The organism is Streptomyces sp. DSM 116795, assembly GCF_055792905.1.
The window spans coordinates 6,259,278-6,281,934 of sequence record NZ_CM147707.1 but is presented as its reverse complement, the minus strand read 5'-3'; the positions used below and the strand labels follow the sequence as shown (position 1 = coordinate 6,281,934).

The 22,657-nt window shown below is 71.0% G+C and carries 19 protein-coding genes; 10 read left to right on the top strand and 9 right to left on the bottom strand.

Features of this window, described 5'->3' with window-relative positions:
- The first annotated feature begins 41 nt into the window (after positions 1 to 41).
- On the top strand, positions 42 to 608 hold the full coding sequence (locus ACSMXX_RS27080; protein ID WP_473181286.1) for an NADAR family protein: 567 nt from the start codon (positions 42 to 44) through the stop codon (positions 606 to 608).
- Between the two features lie 122 nt (positions 609 to 730).
- Here the strand turns inward: ACSMXX_RS27080 and ACSMXX_RS27075 are convergent, their stop codons facing one another.
- Positions 731 to 1,102: a GntR family transcriptional regulator gene (locus tag ACSMXX_RS27075; RefSeq protein ID WP_473181285.1), complete on the bottom strand. Its 372-nt coding sequence runs from the start codon at positions 1,100 to 1,102 to the stop codon at positions 731 to 733.
- A 133-nt stretch (positions 1,103 to 1,235) separates the two neighbouring features.
- On the opposite strand from ACSMXX_RS27075, the gene ACSMXX_RS27070 reads away from it, so the two are divergent.
- Positions 1,236 to 2,165, top strand: coding sequence for a GNAT family N-acetyltransferase (locus ACSMXX_RS27070; protein WP_473181284.1), 930 nt, complete (start codon positions 1,236 to 1,238; stop codon positions 2,163 to 2,165).
- A 33-nt stretch (positions 2,166 to 2,198) separates the two neighbouring features.
- Here the strand turns inward: ACSMXX_RS27070 and ACSMXX_RS27065 are convergent, their stop codons facing one another.
- Both ACSMXX_RS27065 and ACSMXX_RS27060 read right to left on the bottom strand, forming a co-directional pair.
- Positions 2,199 to 3,395 carry a MarP family serine protease gene (locus ACSMXX_RS27065; RefSeq protein WP_473181283.1) on the bottom strand — a complete coding sequence of 399 codons (1,197 nt, stop codon included), beginning with the start codon at positions 3,393 to 3,395 and terminating at the stop codon, positions 2,199 to 2,201.
- 205 nt (positions 3,396 to 3,600) lie between these two features.
- Positions 3,601 to 4,113: a MarR family winged helix-turn-helix transcriptional regulator gene (locus ACSMXX_RS27060; RefSeq protein ID WP_473181282.1), complete on the bottom strand. Its 513-nt coding sequence runs from the start codon at positions 4,111 to 4,113 to the stop codon at positions 3,601 to 3,603.
- Between the two features lie 124 nt (positions 4,114 to 4,237).
- Between ACSMXX_RS27060 and ACSMXX_RS27055 the strand changes: the two genes are divergently transcribed.
- On the top strand, positions 4,238 to 5,065 hold the full coding sequence (locus tag ACSMXX_RS27055; protein WP_473181281.1) for a dioxygenase family protein: 828 nt from the start codon (positions 4,238 to 4,240) through the stop codon (positions 5,063 to 5,065).
- 146 nt (positions 5,066 to 5,211) lie between these two features.
- Here ACSMXX_RS27055 and ACSMXX_RS27050 read toward each other — a convergent pair whose 3' ends face one another.
- The gene (locus ACSMXX_RS27050) at positions 5,212 to 5,817 is read right to left on the bottom strand and encodes an AMIN-like domain-containing (lipo)protein (RefSeq protein ID WP_473181280.1); all 606 of its coding nucleotides are present in this window, start codon (positions 5,815 to 5,817) and stop codon (positions 5,212 to 5,214) included.
- A 328-nt stretch (positions 5,818 to 6,145) separates the two neighbouring features.
- On the opposite strand from ACSMXX_RS27050, the gene ACSMXX_RS27045 reads away from it, so the two are divergent.
- Together ACSMXX_RS27045 and ACSMXX_RS27040 are read left to right on the top strand one after the other, a co-directional pair.
- Positions 6,146 to 7,150, top strand: a complete 1,005-nt coding sequence (locus ACSMXX_RS27045; RefSeq protein ID WP_473181279.1) for a lytic polysaccharide monooxygenase auxiliary activity family 9 protein — start codon at positions 6,146 to 6,148, stop codon at positions 7,148 to 7,150.
- Positions 7,151 to 7,223: 73 nt separating this feature from the next.
- The gene (locus ACSMXX_RS27040) at positions 7,224 to 7,868 is read left to right on the top strand and encodes a pyridoxamine 5'-phosphate oxidase family protein (protein ID WP_473181278.1); all 645 of its coding nucleotides are present in this window, start codon (positions 7,224 to 7,226) and stop codon (positions 7,866 to 7,868) included.
- A gap of 104 nt (positions 7,869 to 7,972) precedes the next feature.
- On the opposite strand, the gene ACSMXX_RS27035 is transcribed toward ACSMXX_RS27040, so the two are convergent.
- Entirely contained in the window at positions 7,973 to 8,872 is a 900-nt protein-coding gene (locus ACSMXX_RS27035) for an esterase/lipase family protein (RefSeq protein WP_473184999.1), read from the bottom strand.
- A gap of 327 nt (positions 8,873 to 9,199) precedes the next feature.
- Here ACSMXX_RS27035 and ACSMXX_RS27030 point away from each other — a divergent pair, with 327 nt between their 5' ends.
- Positions 9,200 to 10,027, top strand: a complete 828-nt coding sequence (locus ACSMXX_RS27030) for a TrmH family RNA methyltransferase (protein WP_473181277.1) — start codon at positions 9,200 to 9,202, stop codon at positions 10,025 to 10,027.
- Positions 10,028 to 10,158: 131 nt separating this feature from the next.
- A complete protein-coding gene (locus ACSMXX_RS27025) occupies positions 10,159 to 10,617 on the top strand; it encodes a pyridoxamine 5'-phosphate oxidase family protein (RefSeq protein WP_473181276.1) in 459 nt (152 codons plus the stop codon).
- A gap of 57 nt (positions 10,618 to 10,674) precedes the next feature.
- Here the strand turns inward: ACSMXX_RS27025 and ACSMXX_RS27020 are convergent, their stop codons facing one another.
- A complete protein-coding gene (locus ACSMXX_RS27020) occupies positions 10,675 to 11,688 on the bottom strand; it encodes a DNA polymerase Y family protein (RefSeq protein ID WP_473181275.1) in 1,014 nt (337 codons plus the stop codon).
- On the bottom strand, positions 11,685 to 15,257 hold the full coding sequence (locus tag ACSMXX_RS27015) for a DNA polymerase III subunit alpha (RefSeq protein WP_473181274.1): 3,573 nt from the start codon (positions 15,255 to 15,257) through the stop codon (positions 11,685 to 11,687). Before ACSMXX_RS27015 ends, ACSMXX_RS27020 begins: the two co-directional genes overlap by 4 nt.
- A 248-nt stretch (positions 15,258 to 15,505) precedes the next feature.
- On the opposite strand from ACSMXX_RS27015, the gene ACSMXX_RS27010 reads away from it, so the two are divergent.
- Together ACSMXX_RS27010 and ACSMXX_RS27005 are read left to right on the top strand one after the other, a co-directional pair.
- Complete coding sequence (locus tag ACSMXX_RS27010) at positions 15,506 to 16,282, top strand: metallophosphoesterase family protein (RefSeq protein WP_473181273.1); 777 nt, start codon at positions 15,506 to 15,508, stop codon at positions 16,280 to 16,282.
- Positions 16,283 to 16,627: 345 nt separating this feature from the next.
- A complete protein-coding gene (locus ACSMXX_RS27005) occupies positions 16,628 to 17,650 on the top strand; it encodes an aspartate-semialdehyde dehydrogenase (RefSeq protein ID WP_473181272.1) in 1,023 nt (340 codons plus the stop codon).
- A gap of 131 nt (positions 17,651 to 17,781) precedes the next feature.
- Here ACSMXX_RS27005 and ACSMXX_RS27000 read toward each other — a convergent pair whose 3' ends face one another.
- Entirely contained in the window at positions 17,782 to 18,825 is a 1,044-nt protein-coding gene (locus ACSMXX_RS27000) for a S1 family peptidase (RefSeq protein WP_473184998.1), read from the bottom strand.
- A 1,023-nt stretch (positions 18,826 to 19,848) separates the two neighbouring features.
- On the opposite strand from ACSMXX_RS27000, the gene ACSMXX_RS26995 reads away from it, so the two are divergent.
- Positions 19,849 to 20,295 carry a cell division protein SepF gene (locus ACSMXX_RS26995; protein ID WP_070036027.1) on the top strand — a complete coding sequence of 149 codons (447 nt, stop codon included), beginning with the start codon at positions 19,849 to 19,851 and terminating at the stop codon, positions 20,293 to 20,295.
- 105 nt (positions 20,296 to 20,400) lie between these two features.
- Here ACSMXX_RS26995 and ACSMXX_RS26990 read toward each other — a convergent pair whose 3' ends face one another.
- Entirely contained in the window at positions 20,401 to 22,380 is a 1,980-nt protein-coding gene (locus ACSMXX_RS26990; RefSeq protein WP_473181271.1) for an MFS transporter, read from the bottom strand.
- Positions 22,381 to 22,657: the final 277 nt, after the last annotated feature.

The window sequence follows — 22,657 nt, the reverse complement described above, 5'->3', positions numbered from 1 at the left end:
AACAGTCGAACGATGCTGCCATGCGCTGCCAGAATCACGTCATGGTCGATAACGTCGCTGAACTCGCCGAGCGCACCGCAAGCGGTGAGCGCTTCAAGTACCTCTATTTCTGGGGCCATCGGCCGCGGCGGGACGGCGGCATCGGCAAGGGCTGCCTGAGCCAGTGGTGGCACGCCCCCTTCGAGGCGGAAGGCGTCGAGTACGCCACGGCCGAACACTGGATGATGGCCCGCAAGGCCCGTCTGTTCGGGGACGAGGAAGCGGAGCGGCGCGCGGTGGCCGCCCGTCATCCCAAACAGGCGAAGGCCGCAGGCCGCTCGGTGCGCGGCTTCGACCAGAGCGTGTGGGAGCGCGAGCGCTTCGCCATCGTGGTCGAGGGCAGCCTGCGGAAGTTCGAGCACCACGGCGAGCTGCGCGAGTTCCTGCTCGGCACCAACAGCCGCGTGCTGGTGGAGGCGAGCCCGCTGGACCGGGTGTGGGGGGTGGGTCTCGCGGCGGACGACGAGCGGGTGCGCGACCCCTCCCAGTGGCGTGGGCAGAACCTGCTGGGGTTCGCGCTGATGGAAGCCCGCACGAGGCTGCTCACGCGGACGGGCACACCGACATAGCGAGCGCGGCGGAATGAAATCCGGTTCGGCCTTGAACTCTTCGGCGTCACAGGCCTGTTGAGGCCGCCGGCTCCCGCCGGGCCGGCGCCGGTCCGTACGCTCACATCAGACGTACGTCCGTGTCAGCCGTACACCGCGCGCAGCGCGTCCTCGGCCGCGGCACGCGCCGCATCGCGGTCCAGGCCCAGCCTCTTCGCGCGGTGCGCGTAGGACTGCGCCGCCTCGGACGCCTCCCTTGCGGCCGCGTCGCCCGCCGCCGCCACGAAGGTGCCGTGCCGCCCCCTGGTCTCGATGACTCCGTCCGACTCAAGCACCCGGTAGGCCTTGGCGACGGTGTTCGCCGCGAGCCCCAGCTCGACTGCCAGCCCGCGCACGGTCGGCAGCTTGTAGCCGGTGGGCAGATCCCCGCCACGCGCACGGGCGGCGATCTGGGCGCGGAGCTGCTCGTACGGGGCCTCCGGCGCGGCAGGGTCGATGGTGATCTGCAACGGCACGTGTTCTCCGGTCTGTTCGCGGTTTCTCTCGTGGACGGGGACGCGTGCGGATACGCGTGTGCGGTGCCGATTCTCCCTCAGGGGAGGGAAAATCAGGAGCGGCGCCACAGGAGGCCGCGTAGCGTGCCGGATCATGACGCCGAAGGTCACTGTCGAAGCCTTCCGCCCGCGTGACGCCGGAGCAGTGGCCGAGGTGCGGCGTGCGGCCGTCCCGTATCTGGTGTGCACGGCCGAATCGGTGACCTGGGAGGCCGAGTCCGGGCCCGTGTCGGGGCGTACCCGCTGGCTGGTCGCGAGGGACTCCGGCGGCCGTGTCGTGGGCTGCGCGGACACGGGACTGCTCATCAGCAGCACCGAGCCGGGTCACGGCTATCTGCACACGGCTGTGCGCCCGGACGCAAGAGGGCTGGGCGCGGGTGCCGCGCTGGCGGCCGAGGCGGAGGAATACCTGTCCGGGCTGGGGGCGGCCCGTGCCTGGACGTGGGTCCCGGACGACGGCAACTCCCCCGGATTCGCCGAGCGCAGGGGTTACGTACGCGGTCGGCGCGCCTGCTTTCTGGGGCTGGACCTCGCGCGTGCCGGTCTTCCCGCGCTGCCCGAGCCGCTGCCCGAGGGCGTCGAGCTCCGTACGGCCTGGGATTTCGCCGGCGACCAGCGTCCGCTGTACGAAGCGGACTTGGAGTGCTGTGCGGACGAACCAGGCGACGTACGCCACGGCTTCGTGCCGTACGAGGACTGGCTGCGGCTGAACTGGGAACGCCCGGACATCGACCACCGCCTGAGCTCGGTCGTCCTGGTCGGCGGCGAGGTGGCCTCGTACTCCGTGGCGCAGACGGACGGACGGGAGCGCTACTGGTCGGGCATGACCGGCACCCGGCGCACCTACCGCGGGCGCGGACTGGCGCGGCTGGCCAAGCTCGACTCGCTGCGCCGCTCGCGGTCCGCGGGCCGCACGCGGGCCTTCACCGGCAACGACGCGACGAACGCGCCGATGCTGGCTCTCAACAGGAGCCTCGGCTATGTGCAGGCGGCGGCCGAGTGGCGCTACTCCAAGGCGCTGTGAACGGGCGTCGGCCCGGAGTGCCGACGCGTCGGCTCAGAGCGCCGACCGGTTGCCGGTGTCGACGGGCCGGCTGCTGGCGGCACCCTTGCGTGCGTGCTGCTGCACCTGTTCCGCGGTGAGCGCGTAACCGGTGTCCGCGTCGCTCGTGGAGCGGGCGAAGATCACTCCGAGGACCTTTCCGTCCTTCGTCAGCAGCGGGCCGCCGGAGTTGCCCGGGCGGACGGTGGAGCGGATGGCGTAGATGTCCCGGGTACTGAGGTCGTCGCCGTAGATGTCCTGCCCGCGCGCCTCGACGCGCTGTGCGACTGCTGCCGCACGCAGATCGAGGCTGCCGTTCTCCGGATAGCCGGCCACGACGCCGGGCGCTCCGCGGGGCGCGTTGCCCGCGAAGTCCAGGGCGGGTGCCTCCAGTCCGGGCACGGCGAGTACGGCGACGTCGGTCTTCGGGTCGAAGTGCACGACCCTCGCCTCGAAGCGGGGGCCGACTCCGCCGACGCGTACGGTCGGTTCGTCCACGCCGGCGACGACGTGCGCGTTGGTCATCACACGCTGGTTCGTGTAGACGAAGCCGCTGCCTTCCTGGCCGCGGGGGCTTCCGTCGACGTCCGCCACGCCCTCGACCTTGACCGAGCTGCGCTTTGCGGCCTGAGTCGCGGCGGGGGTGACGGAGTCGCCGGAGGGCTTGGCGACGGAGGTGCCCGGTTCGTGCTCGAAGGGGTTGAAGACCGGCGGGAATCCCGCTGTCGTGAGCGCTCCCGTTGCGTCGTTGAACCAGGTGGCGGCCTGGTCGGGCATCCGGTCCTGGACGGTGCCGAGCACTTCCGAGCTGCGGATCGTCTCGTTCAGCGTGGGTGAGGGCGACACGGACAGGGCGCTCGCCGCGACCCAGCCGACAACCAGTACCGCTATCGCGTTGACGGCCACTCCCCCGGCGCCGTCGGCCCAGCGCACGGGCGTCCAGCTCAACGCGTCACGCAGCCGCCACCCCAGCGGAGCTGCTACCGCCTGGCCCAGTGCCGCCGGTACGAGCACGGTGAGCAGCGCCACGATGGTGGCCTCCGTGGTGCCGGGATGCACCTTGTCCAGCACGAACGGCAGCGCCCACACACCGACGACGGCGCCGCCGACGAAGCCGGCGAGGGAGACGAACCCCGCAACGAGGCCTCGCTGATAGCCGGAAACGGAGAAGACCAGCACTGCGAGCAGCAACAGCACATCCAGCAGGTTCACCGCACACCCCTTCTCGCCCCACTCGGGTTACTCATCGTGCTCACGTTGCGGCCCTGTCCTCCGATTGTGCCTCGGCCGTCCTCCGCATCTGCCCCTGGTCGCAGAACACACGCGAAACAGAGCAGGGTTGGTTCCGTATCACGACTGAGGCTCAACGGATACGCACCCATACTTCCCATTCGCGTAAATGGTGAGGAAATGGCTGCTACGCCCCCTGAGATCCCGGGTTCCCGCCGCCGCTCCGGCCGTCGTCCCGCCGGCCCGATCCCTCGAGGCGGCGTGCCACGCGCCCCAGCCCTTCGGCGAGCAGCTCCAGCTCTCCACCGTCGAGTACGTCTATCAACGCCTCCCGCACGGCGGCGACATGACCCGGGGCCGCGTCACGCAGCGCACGTCTGCCCTCTCCGGTGAGCACGGCGTAGACCCCGCGCACATCGCTCTCGCAGGTGCGGCGGCGCACAAGGCCGCGCCTCTCCAGCCGGCCGATCTGGTAGGTCAGGCCGCTCTTGGAGGTGACCAGCCCGTTGGCCAGCTCCGTCATACGGATCTCTCCGCCCGGGGCCTCACCGAGGCGGACGAGGATCTCGTACTGCGGATGGGACAGGCCGCTGTCCTCCCTCAGCTGCTGTTCGAGGTGCTGGGCGACCCGGTTGCTCGCCTGGAGGAAGCCCTGCCAGGCAGCCATCTCGCGTTCGTCCAGCCATTCGGGATCGGTCATGCGGCAATCCTACGGTGTTGTTCAAATTCGAATCATCGAGTAGCGTCGGGATCAGATAGTTCGAGTTTGAACAGTATCGGTGTTCGCACCGTCCGCCGCGCCCCCGTGAAAGGCAGAAGCGATCATGACCACCGGCACCACGGCCACCGGCGCCACAGAGGGGACGACGCCACCTGCCCGCATGCCCGTGCTCTATCTCAGCCACGGCGCACCGCCGCTGGCCGACGACGAGCTGTGGACCTCCCAACTGGCGGACTGGAGCGCCCGGTTGCCGCGGCCGAAGGCGATCCTTATGGTCTCGGCGCACTGGGAGTCGGCTCCGGTCACCCTCTCCGCCACGCGTACGGTGCCGCTCCTCTACGACTTCTGGGGGTTCCCGGAGCGCTACTTCCAGGTGCGCTATCCGGCACCGGGCGCTCCCGGACTCGCCGAACGCGTACGGAAGTTGCTCTCGGCGAGTGGCGGCCAGGTGCACGACGCACCGGCCCGCGGCCTCGACCACGGGGCGTACGTGCCGCTCGTCGAGATGTATCCGGACGCCGACGTGCCGGTGCTGCAGATGTCCATGCCCACTCTCGAACCGGAGGAGCTGCTGCGGCTGGGGCGCAGGCTCGCCCCGCTGCGCGACGAGGGTTACCTCATCGTCGGCAGCGGCTTCTTCACCCACAATCTGAGCGAGCTGCGGTGGGGCGCCGGCGTGGACGAAGCGCCCGGCTGGTCAAGGGAGTTCGACGCCTGGGGGCGGGAGGCGCTGGAGCGCGGCGACATCGACGCGCTGCTCGACTTCGCGCACAAGTCGCCCGCGGGGCGCACGGCCCACCCGCGAAGCGAGCACTTCGCCCCGCTCTTCGTCACCCTCGGCGCGGGCGAGGCGGAACTGGCGCGGCAGCGCACGGTCATCGACGGGTTCTGGGCCGGGCTGGCCAAGCGGTCCGTCCAGATCGGCGGTTGAGACGGGGTGCCCGGGGTGACGTCGGAATTCGGCCCGGCGGGCAGCGGGTACTGCGGGGCACGGCACGCACCGGGGACACACCGGACGAGCGTTGAAGTCCCGGCTGCCGGACGGCGGTTCAGCCCGGCAGCCGGGAGTCATGACGGTCAGCGCGGCGCCGCCCAGGTGTGGGCGACGTCGATGACGATGCGGTCGCTCAGTTCGAGGACGCGGAAGGGCAGCCGGGCCCTGACTCCGAGGCCGAGCTGGGTCGTTCCCTCGTAGCTGGCGCCGAAGCGGGCGTCGCGGAAGGTCTTGTACCCCTCGAGGTTCACACCCGGCAGCGGCTTGCCGCCCCGGCCCGGGTACGTCGCCTCGTAGGTCTCCGGGTCGTAGCTGGGCGCGGACGCGACGATCTCCAGGATCGCGCCCCCGTTGATCTTGATGTGGTTGCCGGAGCCGTCCTGGTAGAACTTGTCGACATAACGGACCTGGTAGGCCGCGGGATCCGCGGGCATGCCCGGGCGGATGTCGAGAACCATGCGGTCGAAGCAGTCGTGCCGCCCGGTCCGTACGTCGGTGAGCGGACGGTCGCCCGTGCCCGTGCCCGTCTTCGGCAGGCTCCCCCACGTGACGCCGCAACTCGCGGCGGCAGCCGAGGACTGCGAAGAAGCAGCGGTGGCTCCGGGCCCGGCGGCGGTGGCCACCGACGCGGTGGTCAGGAGCCCCGCACTGGTGAGCACGGCGATGACGAGCAGCCTGGTGTGTCGCATTTGGAGGCCCCCTTGTGGCGCAATTGCTGTGGCAAGAGGCTAGACACCTGAAACCGGGCTTGAGTTGTACAGAAACGCATGTAACCGGATCGAAGTAGGAAAACGGACGCACGGCACACATCGATGCGCCCCCGGGGTACGCGCCTGAGCCCCTGCTTACCCCTGCCTTAACGCCACCATAAGGATGGGCAGTTGGGGCCTCCGGGCGTCGAACGGGCAGTTGAGCGCCGCTAGCGTGCTGCACATCGCATCGGCCCGGCCCGCCTGGCACCACCGGGGCGCGCGGGGCAGGCGGCACCGTACGCCCCCCACTTCCAGGAGCCCCAAGATGTCCGCTCGTCGCACGGTCGCACGCATATCCGCTCTCGGAGCCGTGCCCATCGCGCTCTCCATGGCCGCTGCGGTTCCGGCCGCGGCACACGGTTCGATGACCGACCCCGTCAGCCGTGTCTCCGCCTGCTTCGCGGAGGGGCCGGAGAACGCGAAGTCCGCCGCGTGCAAGGCGGCCGTGAAGGCAGGCGGGACCCAGGCCCTCTACGACTGGAACGAGGTCAACATCCCGGACGCGGCGGGCAAGCACGAGCAGATCATCCCGGACGGAAAGCTGTGCAGCGCGGGACGCGCCAAGTACAAGGGCCTCGACCTGCCGCGCAAGGACTGGCCGTCCTCGAAGATGAGCGCCGGCGAACACTCTTTCTCGTACAAGGCGACGGCCCCGCACAAGGGCAGCTTCGAGCTGTACATCACGAAGGCCGGCTACGACCCGTCCAAGCCGCTGAAGTGGTCGGACCTGGAGTCCAAGCCGTTCGCCAAGGTCAAGGACCCCAAGCTGCAGGGCGGCGAGTACAAGTTCAAGGGTGATGTGCCCAAGAGGAGCGGCCGCCACCTGATCTACAGCATCTGGCAGCGCTCCGACAGCCCCGAGGCGTTCTACACCTGCTCCGACGTCACCTTCGGGGGCGGAAAGGCCGCCGCCTCCGGCAGCGGGGCGGAGCCCTCCTCACAGGCCGGTCCGGAAGCGCCGAGCGACTCGGAGATCGCCGCCGGCGCCGCGAAGTCGACCGTGGAGCACGGCGGCCGCGGCAACCCGTCGGCCGGGGAGCACGGCGCCCACGGTGCGCACGCCGGCACCAAGAGCGCCCAGGGCGGGCACTCCTCGCACAACGCCCCCGAGGTGAAGAGCTCCGGGCAGGGCGACCGCCTCGCCCGTACCGGAGGCGACGACACGACGACGAACATCGCCCTCGCCGGAGCAGGCGTCCTCGTCGTCGGCGCCGCACTTGTCTGCCTCGGTGCCCGCCGCCGTGACCTCGGCCGTCGCAGCAACAGCTGACAATGCGCATGGGATGCTGTTACGAGCAGGACCGGGACGGGACGTGCGTGGCCTGCGGGGAAGGTGAGGCAGGGTGGAGCATGTGGAGCCGCCGGCGGCGACGCGGGAAGTCACCTCGGAGGCCGAGCTGCGAGAACTGCTCGGCGACCCCGCGCCGCACGCGGCGCGGAAGGTCCGGAGCACGCTGCACGCGCTGGACCGGGAGTGGCTTGCACACTCGCCGCTGTGTCTGATCGCCACATCGGGCCGCGACGGTTCGTGCGACGTGTCGCCGAAGGGCGACCCGTCCGGCTTCGTGAAGGTGCTGGACGAGCGTACGGTCGCGATCCCCGACCGGCCGGGCAACAGACGGGCCGACGGGTTCCGCAACATCCTGCAGAACCCGCACGTCGGCCTCATCCATCTGCTGCCCGGCCGTGGCGACACGCTGCGCATCAACGGCACGGCACGGATCGTGCGCGAGGCGCCCTTCCTCGACGAGATGACGGTCGGACGGAACCGGCCCCTGCTGGCGCTGGTGGTCCGGATCGAGGAGATCTACTTCCACTGCTCGAAGGCGTTCCTGCGCTCCGCCGCCTGGAATCCGGGCACCTGGGAGCCGGAGGCGCTCCCGGGGCGGGCGAAGCTGTCCAAGGCGCTGGAACGCCAGGACGACCCGCTGGAGTTGCTGGAGGAGCACTACGGGCCCGCGTACGCGGAGAAGCTCTACGAATGGTGATGTGACGGCACCGGGGCCGCGCCGCCGTACTCGAACGGCGATGCGGCCCCGGTGTCCGTGTTCCTGCTCCTGTTCCTGTTCCTGCTCCTGTTTCTGCTGTCCGGCTATGAAGTGCAGGTCGTCGGCTCGGCATTGGCGGGGTCGAGGGCGTTGGCCGTCTCGTGGAACGCCAGCTTGTCGAAGAGGCCGATCGCCAGATGTTCGGAGATGTCGGCCGGGCACAGATCCTGGAGCACGACGTTGTTGACGTCCGGCCCCTTCAGGAACTGCGACTTGTAGGGCGTCACGATCTCGTCGTACTTCGTCGCGATCACCGTGTACTTCACGCCCGGCAGGGTGTCGCCGCCCTCGTTCAGGCGGCCCAGGAACTCCGAGCCCTCCTTCTGCTGCATCAGCGACGGCGCGAGCCCGTCGACGACGTCGCCGAGCGGCGGCAGCAGGTCGACGAGCTTGGTGAGCCCGCTCAGCGTGGTGCCGTGGTTGCTCGGCGCGATGCCGACGAGTGCGTTCACCTTGTCGGCTCCGCCGAGGAACTTCATGTAGTAGCGGGGCATCATGCCGCCCTGCGAATGGCCGACGATGTCGACCTTGTTGGTGCCGCTCGCCTCCAGGACCTTGTCGACGAAGGTGTCGAGCTGTGCGGCGGAGTCCTCGATCGGGCCGAGGCCGTAGAGCAGCGGAACGCCGTTGTACTGGCCGTAGTCGAGGGAGAAGACGCAGTAGCCGCGCTTCTTCAAGTAGGGCGCCAGGCCGAGCCAGTTGTCCAGCGCGTTGCCGCCCGTTCCGTGCACGAGCACGACGGGGCGCGGGTGTTCCTCCGAGGGCTTGCAGTCGTAGTCGTTCCAGCCGCCCTCCGACGACGAGGCCCGGGCTGCCGGCTTGCCGGCTGACTTGGAGTCCGCCGAGTCCGCCGAGTCCGATGTGGAGGAACCGGACGCTGAAGATCCGGGCTCGGCGGTCTCGGACGCCGAGGCGCCCGACGCCGTGAGTGGGAGCGCCGTCATGACGATCGCGGCCGCCGCGGCGACCGCGGGGGTGGCGGGGTGCTTCCAGGACAGTTTCACTGCCGTCTCCTCGTGGGGGTGAGGGGGACGTTGATGCCTGTGGCGCCTCTTGGGGTCTGCGTAACGAGTGTTGTGTGGGGGGTGTTGATGCGGGGGGTGGTGCACAGGTGACAGTGGGGAGTGAGGCAGGCCACATTGACGAAGCCACGTCAATTAACGCAGCGGTAACTTTGGAGTGCCATAAGCGGGACTGTGAAGATTCGGTGACCGTCCCGACGCCGTGTAGGCTGCCGCGGCGGCACGAAGTCAAGAGCGGGAGGAAGTCCGGTGGTTTTGAAGATCACCACCCGCAACGCCCGCTTCCAGCAGTGGCAGTCGCTGCTGTCCAACCGGAACAAGCGGCAGCGCGCAGGGGAGTTCCTCGTCCAGGGAGTCCGCCCCATCACGATCGCCGTCGAACGCGGCTGGCCCGTACGGGCGTTGATCCACTCCACCCGGCGGCCGCTGTCCCGCTGGGCGGAGAACCTGGTACGCGAGGTGCCGGCGGAACGGATCGCGATGGCGCCCGAACTCCTCGCCGAACTGGGCGGCAAGGACGAGACCGCCCCCGAGGTCGTGGCGGTGCTCGGGATGCCCGAGGACGATCTGTCCCGCATCGGCGTGAGCGACGGCTTCCTCGGCGTGCTCTTCGACCGTCCCGCCGGCCCCGGGAACCTCGGCACCGTCATCCGCTCCGCGGACGCCTTCGGCGCCGGGGGCGTGATCGTGACCGGTCACGCCGCCGACGTATACGACCCCAAGTCGGTGCGGGCAAGCACCGGTTCGCTCTTCGCGCTTCCGGCCGTACGGGTGCCCTCCCGGCGTGAGGTCGTGAGCTGGCTGGAGGAGCAGCGGGCCCGCGGGCTGCCGGTCGCGGTCGTCGGCACGGACGAAAAAGGCGACGCCGACCTCTTCGACACCGATCTGACCGGGCCCGTACTGCTGCTCGTCGGGAATGAGACCGCAGGCCTGAGCGCGGGCTGGCGCGAGGTGTGCGATCACACGGTGCGCATCCCGATGGCCGGCTCCGCGAGTTCGCTCAACGCGGCCGGCGCCGCGACCGCCGTGCTGTACGAGGTCTCCAGGCAGCGCATCGCCGCCGCACGCCGGGGCTGACCCGGCTGCACGCCGGAGCTGACACGCCCTAGGGCCGCGGCGCCCGGTGCGCTCCGCACGCAGGCCGGCGGCCGGCCCGTTCCCTCCGGATTCCGCGGAATGGCCGGTGCGCCCGGGTGGTTGCTCACGTCATGACCCGACGTCCCGGACCTCGCGTCCTGTCCGAAGAGGCTCTCTCGGAGCTGCTGGGCGCCCAGCACTTCAGCGTCCTCGCCACCAACAAGCGCAGCGGCCATCCGCATCTGACCACCATGGTGCACAGCTGGGACCCCGAGGCCCGCATCGTGCGCTTCTTCACCACCGCCGACCGCGTGAAGGTGAAGCACCTGCGGCGCGACCCGCGTGCGGCCGTGCATGTGCCGGGCGGCGACGTGTGGACCTTCGCCGTCGCCGAGGGCGAGGCGGAGGTCTCCGAGATCACGACCGTGCCCGGTGACGCCACCGGTCTGGAGGTACTCGCGATGCTTCCGGAGTCGATGAGGCCCGCGGACGAACGCGCCTTCCTGGAGCAGTTGGTGGACGAACGCCGGGTGGTCATCCGTCTGAGAGTGAACCGCATGTACGGAACGGCGCTCGACGTCGACGGCTGAGGAACCGGCACCGGCCTCGGGCACCGGCACGGTGCCGGCCCGCGGTCGCAGCTGCGGCTATGCCGCGTCCAGCAGCCCCGCGGGGTGCGCCGCGGAAGCGCCGAACCGCAGCCGGGCCCGGTCCGCCGCCGCCTCGGCACGTCTGGCCTTCTCCTCGCGGGGGTCCAGGGAGAGCTGCAGGGTGGCGAGTTCGGCTGGCATCAGCTCCTCCGCACGCAGGACGAGCGCTCGTACGCGGGCACGCTGCAGCCCGAGCCCGTCGTGCAGGGCGTAGGCGACGGCGGTCAGGACCGGAGTGTGCGCGGAGGGTTCGGTGAGCGTGCGGGTGCGCGTGGTGACGGAGCGGTCGGCGTAGCGGACGGTGAGGGTCAGCGCACGGGCAGCCTGCCCTCCGGTACGCATGCGGAAGCCCAGTTCGTCGGCCAGGGCGAGCAGCGCGCGGCGGCGCGCGCCCGTATCGAGTTCGTCCCGGCCGAAGCGGAGTTCGGCCTTCTCCGAACGTGCCGGTTCACCGGGAACCACCGGTGTCGGATCGATGCCGCGGGAGCGCTCGTGGAGGAGGCGTCCGGTCTTCGCGCCGAGGATGCGCTGCAGGGTGGCGGGAGCGGTGCCGGCGACGCGGCCGACGGTGTCCAGACCGTACGAACACAGGGTGCGTGCGGTCGCCGCGCCGACGCCGTGCAGTGCCGCGACGGGTCTGCCGGCGAGGAAGGCGGCGGACTCCTCCGGGTGCACGGCCCGTACCGAGCCCACGGGCCCGGAGTGCACGGCCATCCGTGCGAGCAGCGGGTTGACGGCGACGCCGATGGTGCAGTCGGTGCCGTACAGGGCCAGCGCACGGAGCCGGATGAGCCGGGCCAGTCCGGGTGCGTCGCGGTCGAAGTAGCGCAGCGCGCCCCGTACGTCGGCGAGCGCGGCGTCGGGCGGCAGCGCCTGTACGACGGGGGTGAAGCCCGCGAGGAGACCGAGGAGTACGGAGAACTCCGGGCCGTGGCCGCCCTCTTCGGCATGACGGGATCCGTCCCCGAACTGGACGTACAGCACGCGGAGTTGTGCCGGATGCCCGTTCATCCCGCGCTCCCCGGGCTGGAGTGCCACAGCTTGCGCAGGGCCTGCGGGGAACCCGCGGAATCGCCGGGCGGGCGCAGGTCGGCCCAGGGGTGCATCTCATATCCCTTGGCCACCTCGACCGTGCGGCCACCGGCGTCCTGCCCGGACCCGGTCTCCTCTCCCCCGGGCGGCTCCGCCAGCCTGGCGGCCACGGCGTCCAGGCCGCCGGTGCGGCGCAGCTCGGCCAGTTCGGCCAGGTCCCATGCGGCCGATCCCACCACGCTGAGGCTGCGCGGGCCGCGCCGCTGCACCACTCCCCTCACCAGCAGCAGCCAGGAGTGGAAGACGGTGTGTGCGCAGGCGGCGTGCGAATCGTCGAAGAAGGCGAGGTCGACCAGTCCCGTGCCGTCGTCGAGGGTGCTGAAGATGACGCGCCGCCCGGAGCGGATCGGCGGGGTCTGGGTCGCGGCCTTGGCGCCGGCGACCAGGACCGTCTCACCGTGCCGGACGTCGCGCAGCGCACGTGCGGAGTGCGCGCCCAACTCCCGCAGGAACGCGGTGTGATCGTCCATGAGGTGCCGGGAGGCGTCCATGCCGAGGACGCCGAGTTCCGCGCCCAGCCGCTCGCCGGCGTCGAGGTCGGGAAGCCCGGCCGGCTCGGGTACGGCGGCGTCGCCCTGCGCCGCCTGGTCCAGGGCCAGTTGCCCCTCACGGGCACCGGCGCCGCCGCGCTGCCGGCGGTGGAGTTCGGCGATCTGCAGAAGCAGGTCGCGGCGGTTGCCGCCGGGGGCGAAGGCGTCCAGCGCCCCCACGCGCGCGAGCTTCTCGGCCACGGGACGCGGCGGCCGTGCTCTGCGCCAGAGGTCGGCCAGCGAGTCGTAGGGCTGCTCGGCGGCGATGCGCTCCGCGTCCGTCTCGCTGATGCCCTGCACTTCGGAGAGTGCGAGACGCAGCCCCCACCGGCGCTGCCCGGCATCCGGATCAGCCGCACCCTCAACTCTCTTGGAATCAGACACCAGTTCGATCTGATAGGCGGCCGATGACCGGTTCACATCCAGCGGCAGCACCGGCACCCCGTGTCTGCGCGCGTCCGCCAGCAGCAGCCGCTTCGGGTACATCCCCGGATCGTGCTCCAGCACCCCCGCGTAGAAGGCCGCCGGATGATGGGCCTTCAGCCACGCCGACTGGTACGTCGGTACGGCGAAGGCGACGGCGTGCGCCTTGCAGAAGCCGTACGAGCCGAACGCCTCCACGATCTCCCAGGTGCGTTCGACGGCCTCGGCCGCGTACCCGCGCCGGGACGCCTCCTGCGCGAACCAGGCCCGGACCCTCCCCTGCCGCTCGCCGTCCGAGAGCGCGCGCCGCGCCTCGTCGGCCATGGCACGGCCGCATCCGGTCATGACGGACACGATCTCGATGATCTGCTCGTGGAAGACGACGACACCGAACGTCTCGCGCAGCGCCGGCTCCAGGTCCGGGTGCGGATACGCGGCCGGCCGCCGTCCGTGCCGCGCCTCGATGAACGGCCGCACCATGTCGGCGACGACCGGCCCCGGCCGGAACAGCGAGATGTCGACGACGAGATGGTGGAAGCTCTCCGGCTGCAGCCGCCCCACCAGGTCGCGCTGGCCCGGCGATTCGATCTGGAAGCACCCGAGCGTCTCGGCGGAGCGGATCAGCGCGTACGTACGCGGATCGCCCTGGGGCACCTCGTCCAGCGCGAGACGGCCGCCCCCCGCGCGTTCGATCTCGGCGACCGCGTACGCCATCGCGGACTGCATCCGCACCCCCAGCACGTCCAGCTTCAGCAGCCCCATCTCCTCCACGTCGTCCTTGTCGAACTGCGACATGGGGATGGGGGCCGCCCCCTCGTCCGGCGGGCCGAGCGGGATCTCGCCGCTCGTGGGCACGACAGGTGTACGGGCGCGGAGCGAGGAGTCCGAGAGCAGCACCCCGCACGGGTGCATGGCGATGCCGCGGGGCAGTGCGTCCAGCGACTCGACCAGGTCCCAGAAGCGGGGCCCGTACCGCCCGGCGTCCACACCGCTCAGCTCGGGGAGCTCCTCGAGGGCGGCACGCGCGTCACGGGCCCGAATGTGCGGGAACGACTTGGCGAGCTCGTCGGTCTCGGCGGGGTCCATGCTCAGCGCGGCGGCCACGTCACGGATGGCGTGCCGCACCCGGTAGGTCTCGGGCATGGAGACGGCGGCGACGCGCTCTTCGCCGAAGCGGTCGAAGATCGCGCGGTAGACCTCCAGCCTTCGCGCTGACTCCACGTCGATGTCGATGTCCGGCAGGGCGGCGCGGCGCGGCGAGAGGAACCGCTCCATGAGAAGGCCGTGTTCGACGGGGTCGGCCTGTGCGATGCCCAGCAGATGGTTGACCAGCGATCCGGCGCCGGAGCCGCGCGCTGCGACCCGTACGCCCAGTGCCCTTGCGTCCTCGACGACCTGCGCGACCGTGAGGAAGTAGGAGGAGAAGCCGAGACCTTCGATGATCCGCAGCTCGTGTTCGAGTCTCTCCCAGCGCTCCCGCTGCCCCTCGTACCGCCGGGCGACCATCCCGGCCGCACACCGCGAACGCAGCACGCGCTCGGCGCTCCTGCCGCCGCCCGCACCGACCAGCCACGGTTCGGGGAAGTGCACACGTCCGATGCCGATGTCGTACTCCGGGTCGACGCGGCAGTTCCCCGCGGTCTCCTCGGTCAGCGCCAGCAGCCGGTGCGCGGTGTCGCTCCGGTAGCCCGCGGCCTGAGCGATGCGCTCCGCGGCCGACGCCATGGCCTCCGGGCCCTTGAGCCACCGCTCGCCGCCGTCCAGCCCTTTCCGGGGATCGATGGGGACCAGGCGGCGCGCGGCGTCCAGTACGTCCGCGACCGGGCCCTGGCCGGGGTCGGCGTAGCGCACCCCGTTGGCCAGTACGGGCTTCACCCCCTGCTCAGCGGCGAGCCCCAGCATCCGCGCGGACTCGCGAAGCGGCACGTGCCCGGCGACCTCCAGCCGCAGCGCCCGCGTGCCGAAGATCTCCCGCCAGCCGTCCAGTTGCCGTGCCGCGCGGTCGGGGCGTCCGGCGGCGAGCGACCGGCCGACGTCGGAGCCGGGACCGAGCAGCACGGTCAGCGCGTCCTCGTGCCCGCCCGCGCCGCTTCCCGCGCCGGACACCGGCGCGCCTCCGACCGCGGCCAGGTCCTCCCACTCCAGCAAGGGGCGCTCGCCGCCGCCTGCGTGCGCGGCGGTGACCAGCCGGCACAGCCGCGCCCATCCCGCGGCCCCCCGCCCGGCGAGGAAGACGACGCGCTGTGCCGATTCGTCGATGAAGGCACCACCTCTGACGGGAGTACGGCGGCGGCGTACCGCGCTCTTCTTCTCCGGCCGCTCCGCCACCGCAAGATCCACCCCGTACACCGGCCGTACGCCGGCCTCCGCGCTCGCCCGTGCGAAGCGGACCGCTCCGGCGAGGCTGTCCCGGTCGGTGAGCGCGACCGCGTCCATGCCGCGCTCGGCGGCGCGGCCGGCCAGCGTCTCGGGGTGCGAGGCCCCGTATCTCAGGGAGAATCCGGAGGCGACGTGCAGGTGCACGAATCCCGGCATCGCACGCACCTCCCGCCGCATCCGCACCTTGCCTGTCCTCCGGCACACCCCCACCATAGACCAGTGCGTCGAACTCGCGTTCGAACGGTTGGTGTGACGTTTCCCCGCAGCTCACCGGCGGTACGCGGCCGCGCGGGCAAGGCCAGGAACCACCGCCTGGCCGGGTGTCCGACCGGCCCGGGACAGCCGGGTTCCGCGCTGAGAGAACCGCTCCCGCCACCGCACACGGCGGCGTCATCATCAGCTCCATGAGCGAACGCGTCGCCGTCCTCTCCGACATCCACGGCGTCCTCCCCGCTTTGGAGGCGGTACTGGCCGAGCCGGACGTACGGACGGCCGACACCGTCGTGCTCACGGGGGACCTCCTCGCCGGGCCGCAGCCCGTCGAGACGCTGGAGCTGCTGCGCGGCCTGGGCGAGAGGGCGGTATGGATACGGGGCAACGCCGACCGCGAACTGGTCGAGCTCGCACGCGCGGGCCGGGACGTACCCGACGCCCTGCCCTTCGACGCATGGGCGGCGGGGCAGCTGCACGCCGCGGACGTCGAGTTCCTGGCTGGGCTGCCGGCGAGCGTCCGCCTGGAGGCCGACGGGCTCGGCCCGGTGCTCTTCTGCCACGCCACGCCCCGCAACGACACGGAGGTGGTGCTCGCCGACTCCCGGCCCCAACGCTGGGCCGAGGTGCTGGCAGACGTGGACGCCGACGTACGGGCCGTGGTCTGCGGCCACACCCACATGCCGTTCGTACGGCTCACGCACGGGCTGCTGGTGATCAATCCCGGCAGCGTCGGAATGCCGTACGGACGTCCCGGTGCGCACTGGGCCATGCTCGGCCCCGGTGAGGCCGTGACCCTGCGCCGCACCCCGTACGACTACGCGGCGGCCTGCGCCCGCATCGCCGCCGAGTCCGGGTTCGAGGGTGCGGCGGAGTGGGCGGAGGAGTACGTGCACGCGCGCAACAGCGCAGAGTACGCACTCGCCGCCTTCGGACCGCTCGACGGCCGCGACGAGTGCCGCAGCGAGTAGGGACGGCGAGATAGGCGGCCTGCGCCCGCATCGCCGCGGAGTCCGGCTTCGAGAGCGCCGCGGAGCGGGCGCACGAGACCTGTACGCACGGAACAGCGCCGCGGACGCCCTGGCCGCGTCCGGGCCACGGGCCAGACGCGGACGTGACCCGTCCCAGCTCCGCGGGAGACTCCATGCCCGGTCCGTGCAGAGACCGCGAAAGCGGCTCCGTGTGACCGATGTCAAAGAAGTGGCCGACCGTAGAGGCGGCAGGGCAGGGTAGAAGAGCCAGCGCCCGGCCCGTGGGCACACCGCAGACGGGCGGGGCCCGACCCACTCGCACAGGACATGCACAGAAGGAGCCCCATGAGGATCGGGATCGTCGGAGCCACCGGCCAGGTCGGCAGCGTGATGCGGGAGATTCTGGCCGAGCGGAAACTCCCCGTGGAGCAGCTGCGTCTGTTCGCCTCCGCCCGTTCCGCCGGGCGCACCCTCCCCTGGCAGGGCGGGGAGATCACCGTCGAGGACGCGACGGCCGCCGACTACTCGGGACTGGACGTCGTGCTGTTCTCCGCCGGGGGGTCGACGTCGAAGGCCATCGCGGAGAAGGTCGCCTCGCAGGGCCCGGTCGTCATCGACAACTCCTCCGCCTGGCGGCTCGACCCCGAAGTGCCGCTCGTCGTCTCCGAGGTGAACCCGGACGCGGCCAGGCACCGCCCGAAGGGCATCATCGCCAACCCGAACTGCACCACCATGGCCGCCATGCCCGTGCTGCGTCCGCTGCACGAGGAGGCCGGGCTGACGGGGCTGGTCGTCGCCACCTACCAGGCGGTCTCCGGCAGCGGCCTGGCCGGCGTCGCCGAGCTGAACGAGCAGGCGGGCAAGGCCGTCGAGAGCGACGCGACCCGGCTGACGTTCGACGGCGGCGCCGTCGACTTCCCCGAGCCGGACAAGTACGAGCGTCCGATCGCCTTCAACGTGCTGCCGATGGCCGGTTCGATCGTCGACGACGGTCTGGACGAGACCGACGAGGAGCAAAAGCTCCGCAACGAGAGCCGCAAGATCCTCGGCATCCCCGGCCTGAGGGTGTCGGGCACCTGCGTGCGCGTGCCCGTCTTCACCGGTCACTCCCTCCAGGTCAACGCCCGCTTCGAGCGGGCGATCACACCGGAGCGCGCGCGTGAACTGCTGGCGGCGGCACCGGGCGTGGAGCTCTCCGACATCCCCACGCCGCTGCAGGCCGCGGGCAAGGACGCGAGCTACGTCGGCCGTATCCGCACCGACGAGACCGCCGAGCACGGCCTCGCGCTCTTCCTCGCCAACGACAACCTCCGCAAGGGCGCGGCACTGAACGCGGTGCAGATCGCGGAGCTGGTCGCCGCCGAGTGAGGTGACCGGGCGAAGGCCCGTACACGACGGCCACGACGACGGAACCCCCGGGCTGTGCCCGGGGGTTCCGCGTGTGCGCTGTGACGCTGCTCAGTGCGGGATCACACCGGACGCGTCAGGTGCCGGGTGCGTCAGGGAAGCTGCGCACCGGTGGCCTCGAGGGCCGTCGTCACCGGCTGGAAGAAGGTCTCGCCGCCGGCGGAGCAGTCGCCGCTGCCGCCGGAGGTCATGCCGAGAGCCTTGTCGCCGGCAAAGAGGGAGCCGCCGCTGTCGCCGGGCTCGGCGCAGACGTCGGTCTGGATCAGACCGTTGACGGTGCCCTCGGGGTAGGTGACGGAGGCGTCCAGGGCCTTGACCGTGCCCTCGTGCACCTGGGTGGTGCTGCCGCTGCGGGTGACCTTCTGGCCGACCTCGGCCTCGGCCGCCGCCGTGATCTCCTGCGTGCCGCCGTCGTAGAGGTTGACCGAGCTCGGGTGGTCGACCTCGGCGGTGTACGTGGCGATGCCGTAGTCGGCACCCGGGAACTCGCCGTCGCCGCTCTTGGCGATCTCCTCGCCACCCTCGCTGTCGGACCAGCTGGCGATCGCGGTGGTGCAGTGGCCCGCCGAGAGGAAGGCCGGCTTGCCGTCGAGGGTGACGTTGAAGCCGAGCGAGCAGCGTCCACCGTCACCGTGGATGGCGTCACCACCGGCAATCTTGGTGGTGAACTCACCCGCGCTGCGCTTCATTTCGACCTTGCTGCCCTGCGCCTCGGCCTGCTTCTTCAGCTGGGCGAGCTTCTCGCCCTTGACCGTCTTGTCGGCGGTGATGACGACCTTGTTGGACTTCACGTCCACGGCACGGGCGGTGCCGGCGACGCTGTCCTTCGTCAGGGTGTCCTTGACCGACTTCAGCTGGGCCATCGTGTGCTGAACGATCTTGGCCTCGGCGCCTGCCGCCTCGACCTTCTTCTTGGCGGCCTGGTCCGTCACGTTGACGACGAGCTTCTTGGCCTTGGCGTCGTAGAACGAACCGGCGTCACCCTTGACGTCCGACGTGAGCTTCGAGGCGAGCTTCGAAGCCGACGTGCTGGAGAGGGTCTTGAGGCTCGGCGTGGCCTCTTCCGCAGCGTTGGCTGTCGACAGGGTCAGCGATCCGGCGACGAGCGCTGCGACACCCGCGCCTGCTATGACCATCTGCCGCTTCGATATCTTCTTCAACTCTGAACCTCCAGTGGGGGGTTGAGGCCGCCCTTGCTTTTGGAGGGAGACCCCGGAGGAAGTACGGACACAGCCTTCCTTGCCTGAAGGCCTCCTTGGCCGAAGGAAGGGCGCGTCCATGCCAACTCGTACCCACGAGTATTACGAGAACCGCTGTTACCGCACAAGGCCGAGTAGGCGACGGCCTGTGAAAAGTCGCACCGTTGCAGGTCGACCGTACACAGCACAACTCACCTCGTCGATCCCTTGTTTGAGCGCAAGGGACGGCAACAGGCAGGAACATGGCCCCAACTGGCACAACAAGCGTACTTGTCCTGTTCTGTCCACCGATTCCTGCTTGATATACGGGATTTCTTCCAGGGTCTGCCACGAGCCGTCCCGGACCGGTCCGGGAATTCAGCGCGCATCCTTGTACCGGGCGTTCACGGCCGTTTCCCGCCGCCCCCGCACCTCACCGGCGTGCTCCAGCCCCTATGCGGCCCATTGCGGCCCAGTCACGGCCCTTTACGGCCACCGGATGTCACGGGCGGGCCTTCACCGGGGGGCCGCGCTCCGGCTTTGGCGGCCGTACCGGGAAATTCGCCCACGCCCATGTCAACGCGGCGCGGCCGCCGGGAACATGGGCCGCGAGGGCCGGGCGGAGATTCCGAACACCCCTTCTCCGCCTCCCTGTTGACACCTCGCACAGTGTTTCGTACGCGTCGCACAGCGGCATCACACTGGCGGCAGGTCACCATGGTGTGCGGGGCCATCCGCACCCGTCTGCTCTCCCGCCCGCACCGGCGGGGGTGCGCACAACTTGCACACCGTCACCACGCGCGCCCCACAAGTTCCTTGACCCGGCACCATAAGTTCTGCACCAGTAACGTCACGAAACCCGTACTGGGCATGTATCCACTTGGCGCAACATCCGCATCATGGACGACCATAGAGATGCGGACTCCCGGGGGGGAGCTCGAAGTGACTGCGGACGGACCGCGCAGAGGAGAGGAGGCGTCCATGGGATCGGTGCGCAAGGCGAGTGCCTGGCTGGGCCTCGTCGACGACAGCGAAATGCGTTACTACGACGACGACTACGCCGAAGGACCGGAGCCCGGTGACGCCGCCCAGGAGCCCTGGGTCACGGACCCGCGGATCCGGGTGACGGCTGAGGCCGCTCAGGATCAGGGCACCCGGATCGCGACCGTCACACCCGACGGTTTCCGCGACGCGCGCGGTATCGGTGAGCTGTTCCGCGACGGGGTGCCCGTCATCATCAACCTCACGATGATGGAGTCCGCTGACGCCAAGCGCGTCGTGGACTTCGCCGCCGGGCTGACCTTCGGGCTCCGGGGGTCCATCGAGCGGGTTGCGACGCGGGTGTTCCTGCTGACGCCCGACGACTACAAGATCGTCGGCAGCGAGAACCGCCGCGCCGCCGAGGGCGGCTTCTTCAACCAGAGCTGACAGGGGCCCGAAGGCGAAGTAGCCGTCCTCCCCCGGGGTTTGACACCGGCGGGCAACAGGCCGGCGCCGTCGGTCCGCGCGCCGTGAGACCGGGCGCGCACGGCGTCACGGCCGGGTGATCCCGCTCGGCAGAAGGTCGTTCCCACCGCCGTGCTCCTGCTCGTGGCCGCGCTCGTGGCCGCTTCCGCGCCCATGGCCGTCGCCGTTTCCGCGGCCCTCTCCACTGCCGTTTCCGTTGCTGTGGCCGCTGCCGTCCATGTGGTCGTTGCCGTTGCCGTTGCCGTTGGCGGATTCGGCGGACGTGGCCGGGGCAACCGCTCCGGCCCGCTCCTGGCTCCCGTCCGCCTGCCGCGGCAGGCGCTTGCGCACGGAGAGCGCGGGGGCGTTTCGCTCACCGCCGCCGGTACCGCGGGCGGCACGGGTCACGGGCTCCTCTCCGTCCGGTCCGCCCGGGCCCGTCCCCTCCACGGCCGTCTTCCCGGCCGCGGCGGTCTCCTCGTCCGTCTCGCCGGGGACGCCGGTCTCCATGGTGCGCGGCAGCCTGAGCGCCGCCAGCACCCCGAGCAGCAGCAGTCCGGCACTGGCGATCAGCGTGACGTGCATGCCGTGGACGAACGCCTCCCGGGCCGCCGACCGGAGCGCGTCCCCGGCGGGGCCGTCGAGCCGTGCCGCGATGCCGTAAGCCTCACCCAGCGAATGGCTCGCGTCGCCCTTCGCTACGGCGGAGACGCCGGGCACATCGCGCACGCCCGGCGCGTACGCGGCGTTCATCACGCTGCCGAGCACGGCGATGCCCATGCCGGCTCCCAGCTGGTAGGCCGTCTCCCCGATCGCCGCGGCCCCGCCGGAGCGCGAAGGAGGAGCCTCGTTGAGCATCGACTCGTAGCAGCCGAAGAGCGTGGTCTCCAGCCCGAAGCCGAGCAGCACGAACCCGCCGACGAGCAGCACCGGCCTGTCCTCCAGACCGAGGCCCGTCAGGCAGAGGACAGCCGCGATCGTGAGCAGGAACCCGAGACCGACCATGCGCCGCGGGCCCAGCAAGCCCAGCAGCCGGGAACCGACGAGCCCGGCGGCGATGGCCGCGAGTGAGAGCGGCAGCAGCCGCAGACCGGTCTGCAGCGGCGAGAGGCCGAGCACAAGCTGCAGGTACTGGGCGGCGATCAGCGCGAGCCCCACGAGGGCGAGCACCGTGAGCACGATGCAGCCCACCGCAGTGCCGAAGGCGCGGCGCGCGACCGTACGGACGTCGATGAGCGGGTACGTACGCCGCCGCTGCCTGCGTACGAACACCCCGAGCAGCACCAGGCCGGTGAGCAGCGGCACGGCCGTGCCCGGCGTGAAGGGATGACCGCCCCCCGCGTGCTTGACGCCGAGGATGACGCCGAAGAGGCCGCCCGCGGCCACGACGGCGCCGAGGACGTCCCAGGGCCCTTCACGGGTGCCGGTGGACTCGGGCAGCAGCCAGCGCCCGGCGAGCAGCCCCGCAGCCATCAGCGGGAGGTTGACGAGGAAGACCGAGCCCCACCAGAAGTGCTCCAGGAGCAGCCCGCCGACGAGCGGCCCCACCGCGGCGCCGACCGCCGCGACCGCGCTCCAGATGCCGATCGCGAGGGCCCGCTCACGGCGGTCGGGGAAGACGTGCCGCAGGATCGACAGCGTCGCGGGCATGATCATCGCGCCGCCGACGCCCAGCAGGGCCCGTGCCCCGATGAGCATGCCCGGTGTCTGTGAGTAGGCGGCCAGGGCCGAGGCGGCCGCGAAGAAGGCGTAGCCGAAGAGCAGCACCCGGCGCCGCCCGACGCGGTCGCCAAGCGTGCCGAAGAGGATCAGCAGGGAGGCGCAGACGAGCGGATAGGCGTCCACGATCCACAGCAGCTCGACGGAGCCGGGCCTGAGCTGTTCGGAGACGGCCGGCACCGCCACGTGCAGCACTGTGGCGTCGATGGCGACCAGCAGCAGACTGGCGCAGAGGACGACGAGAACGGTCCACCGGTTCACGCGGGGCCCGGCGGTCAGGGGCCGGGCAGCCCCGTGCGCGGGAACGTCCGCCGCCTCTCCGGCTCCGGCCGTGGTCGTCCCGGACATCTGCGCACCTCCTCTCGCGCTCGTGCCTTCGGTACGTGGGGGGTCACCGGGCCCGCTGCCGACGTCTGCCCCGCGAGCGGGGACGGAACGCACTGCTGCCCGGCACGGAAGGACGAGTGGCCGTCAGGGTACGCGAGTCTGCCAGGCGACCGCGTGGCGGATCTCACCCGCGGTGCCACCTGCACCGGGCCCCCACACACGTGCCGCACCTCACGGGCCCACGGACCCGCTGCGTCAACTCCCGGGCGCGGAACGGGAATCCGGACGGAAAAGAAGA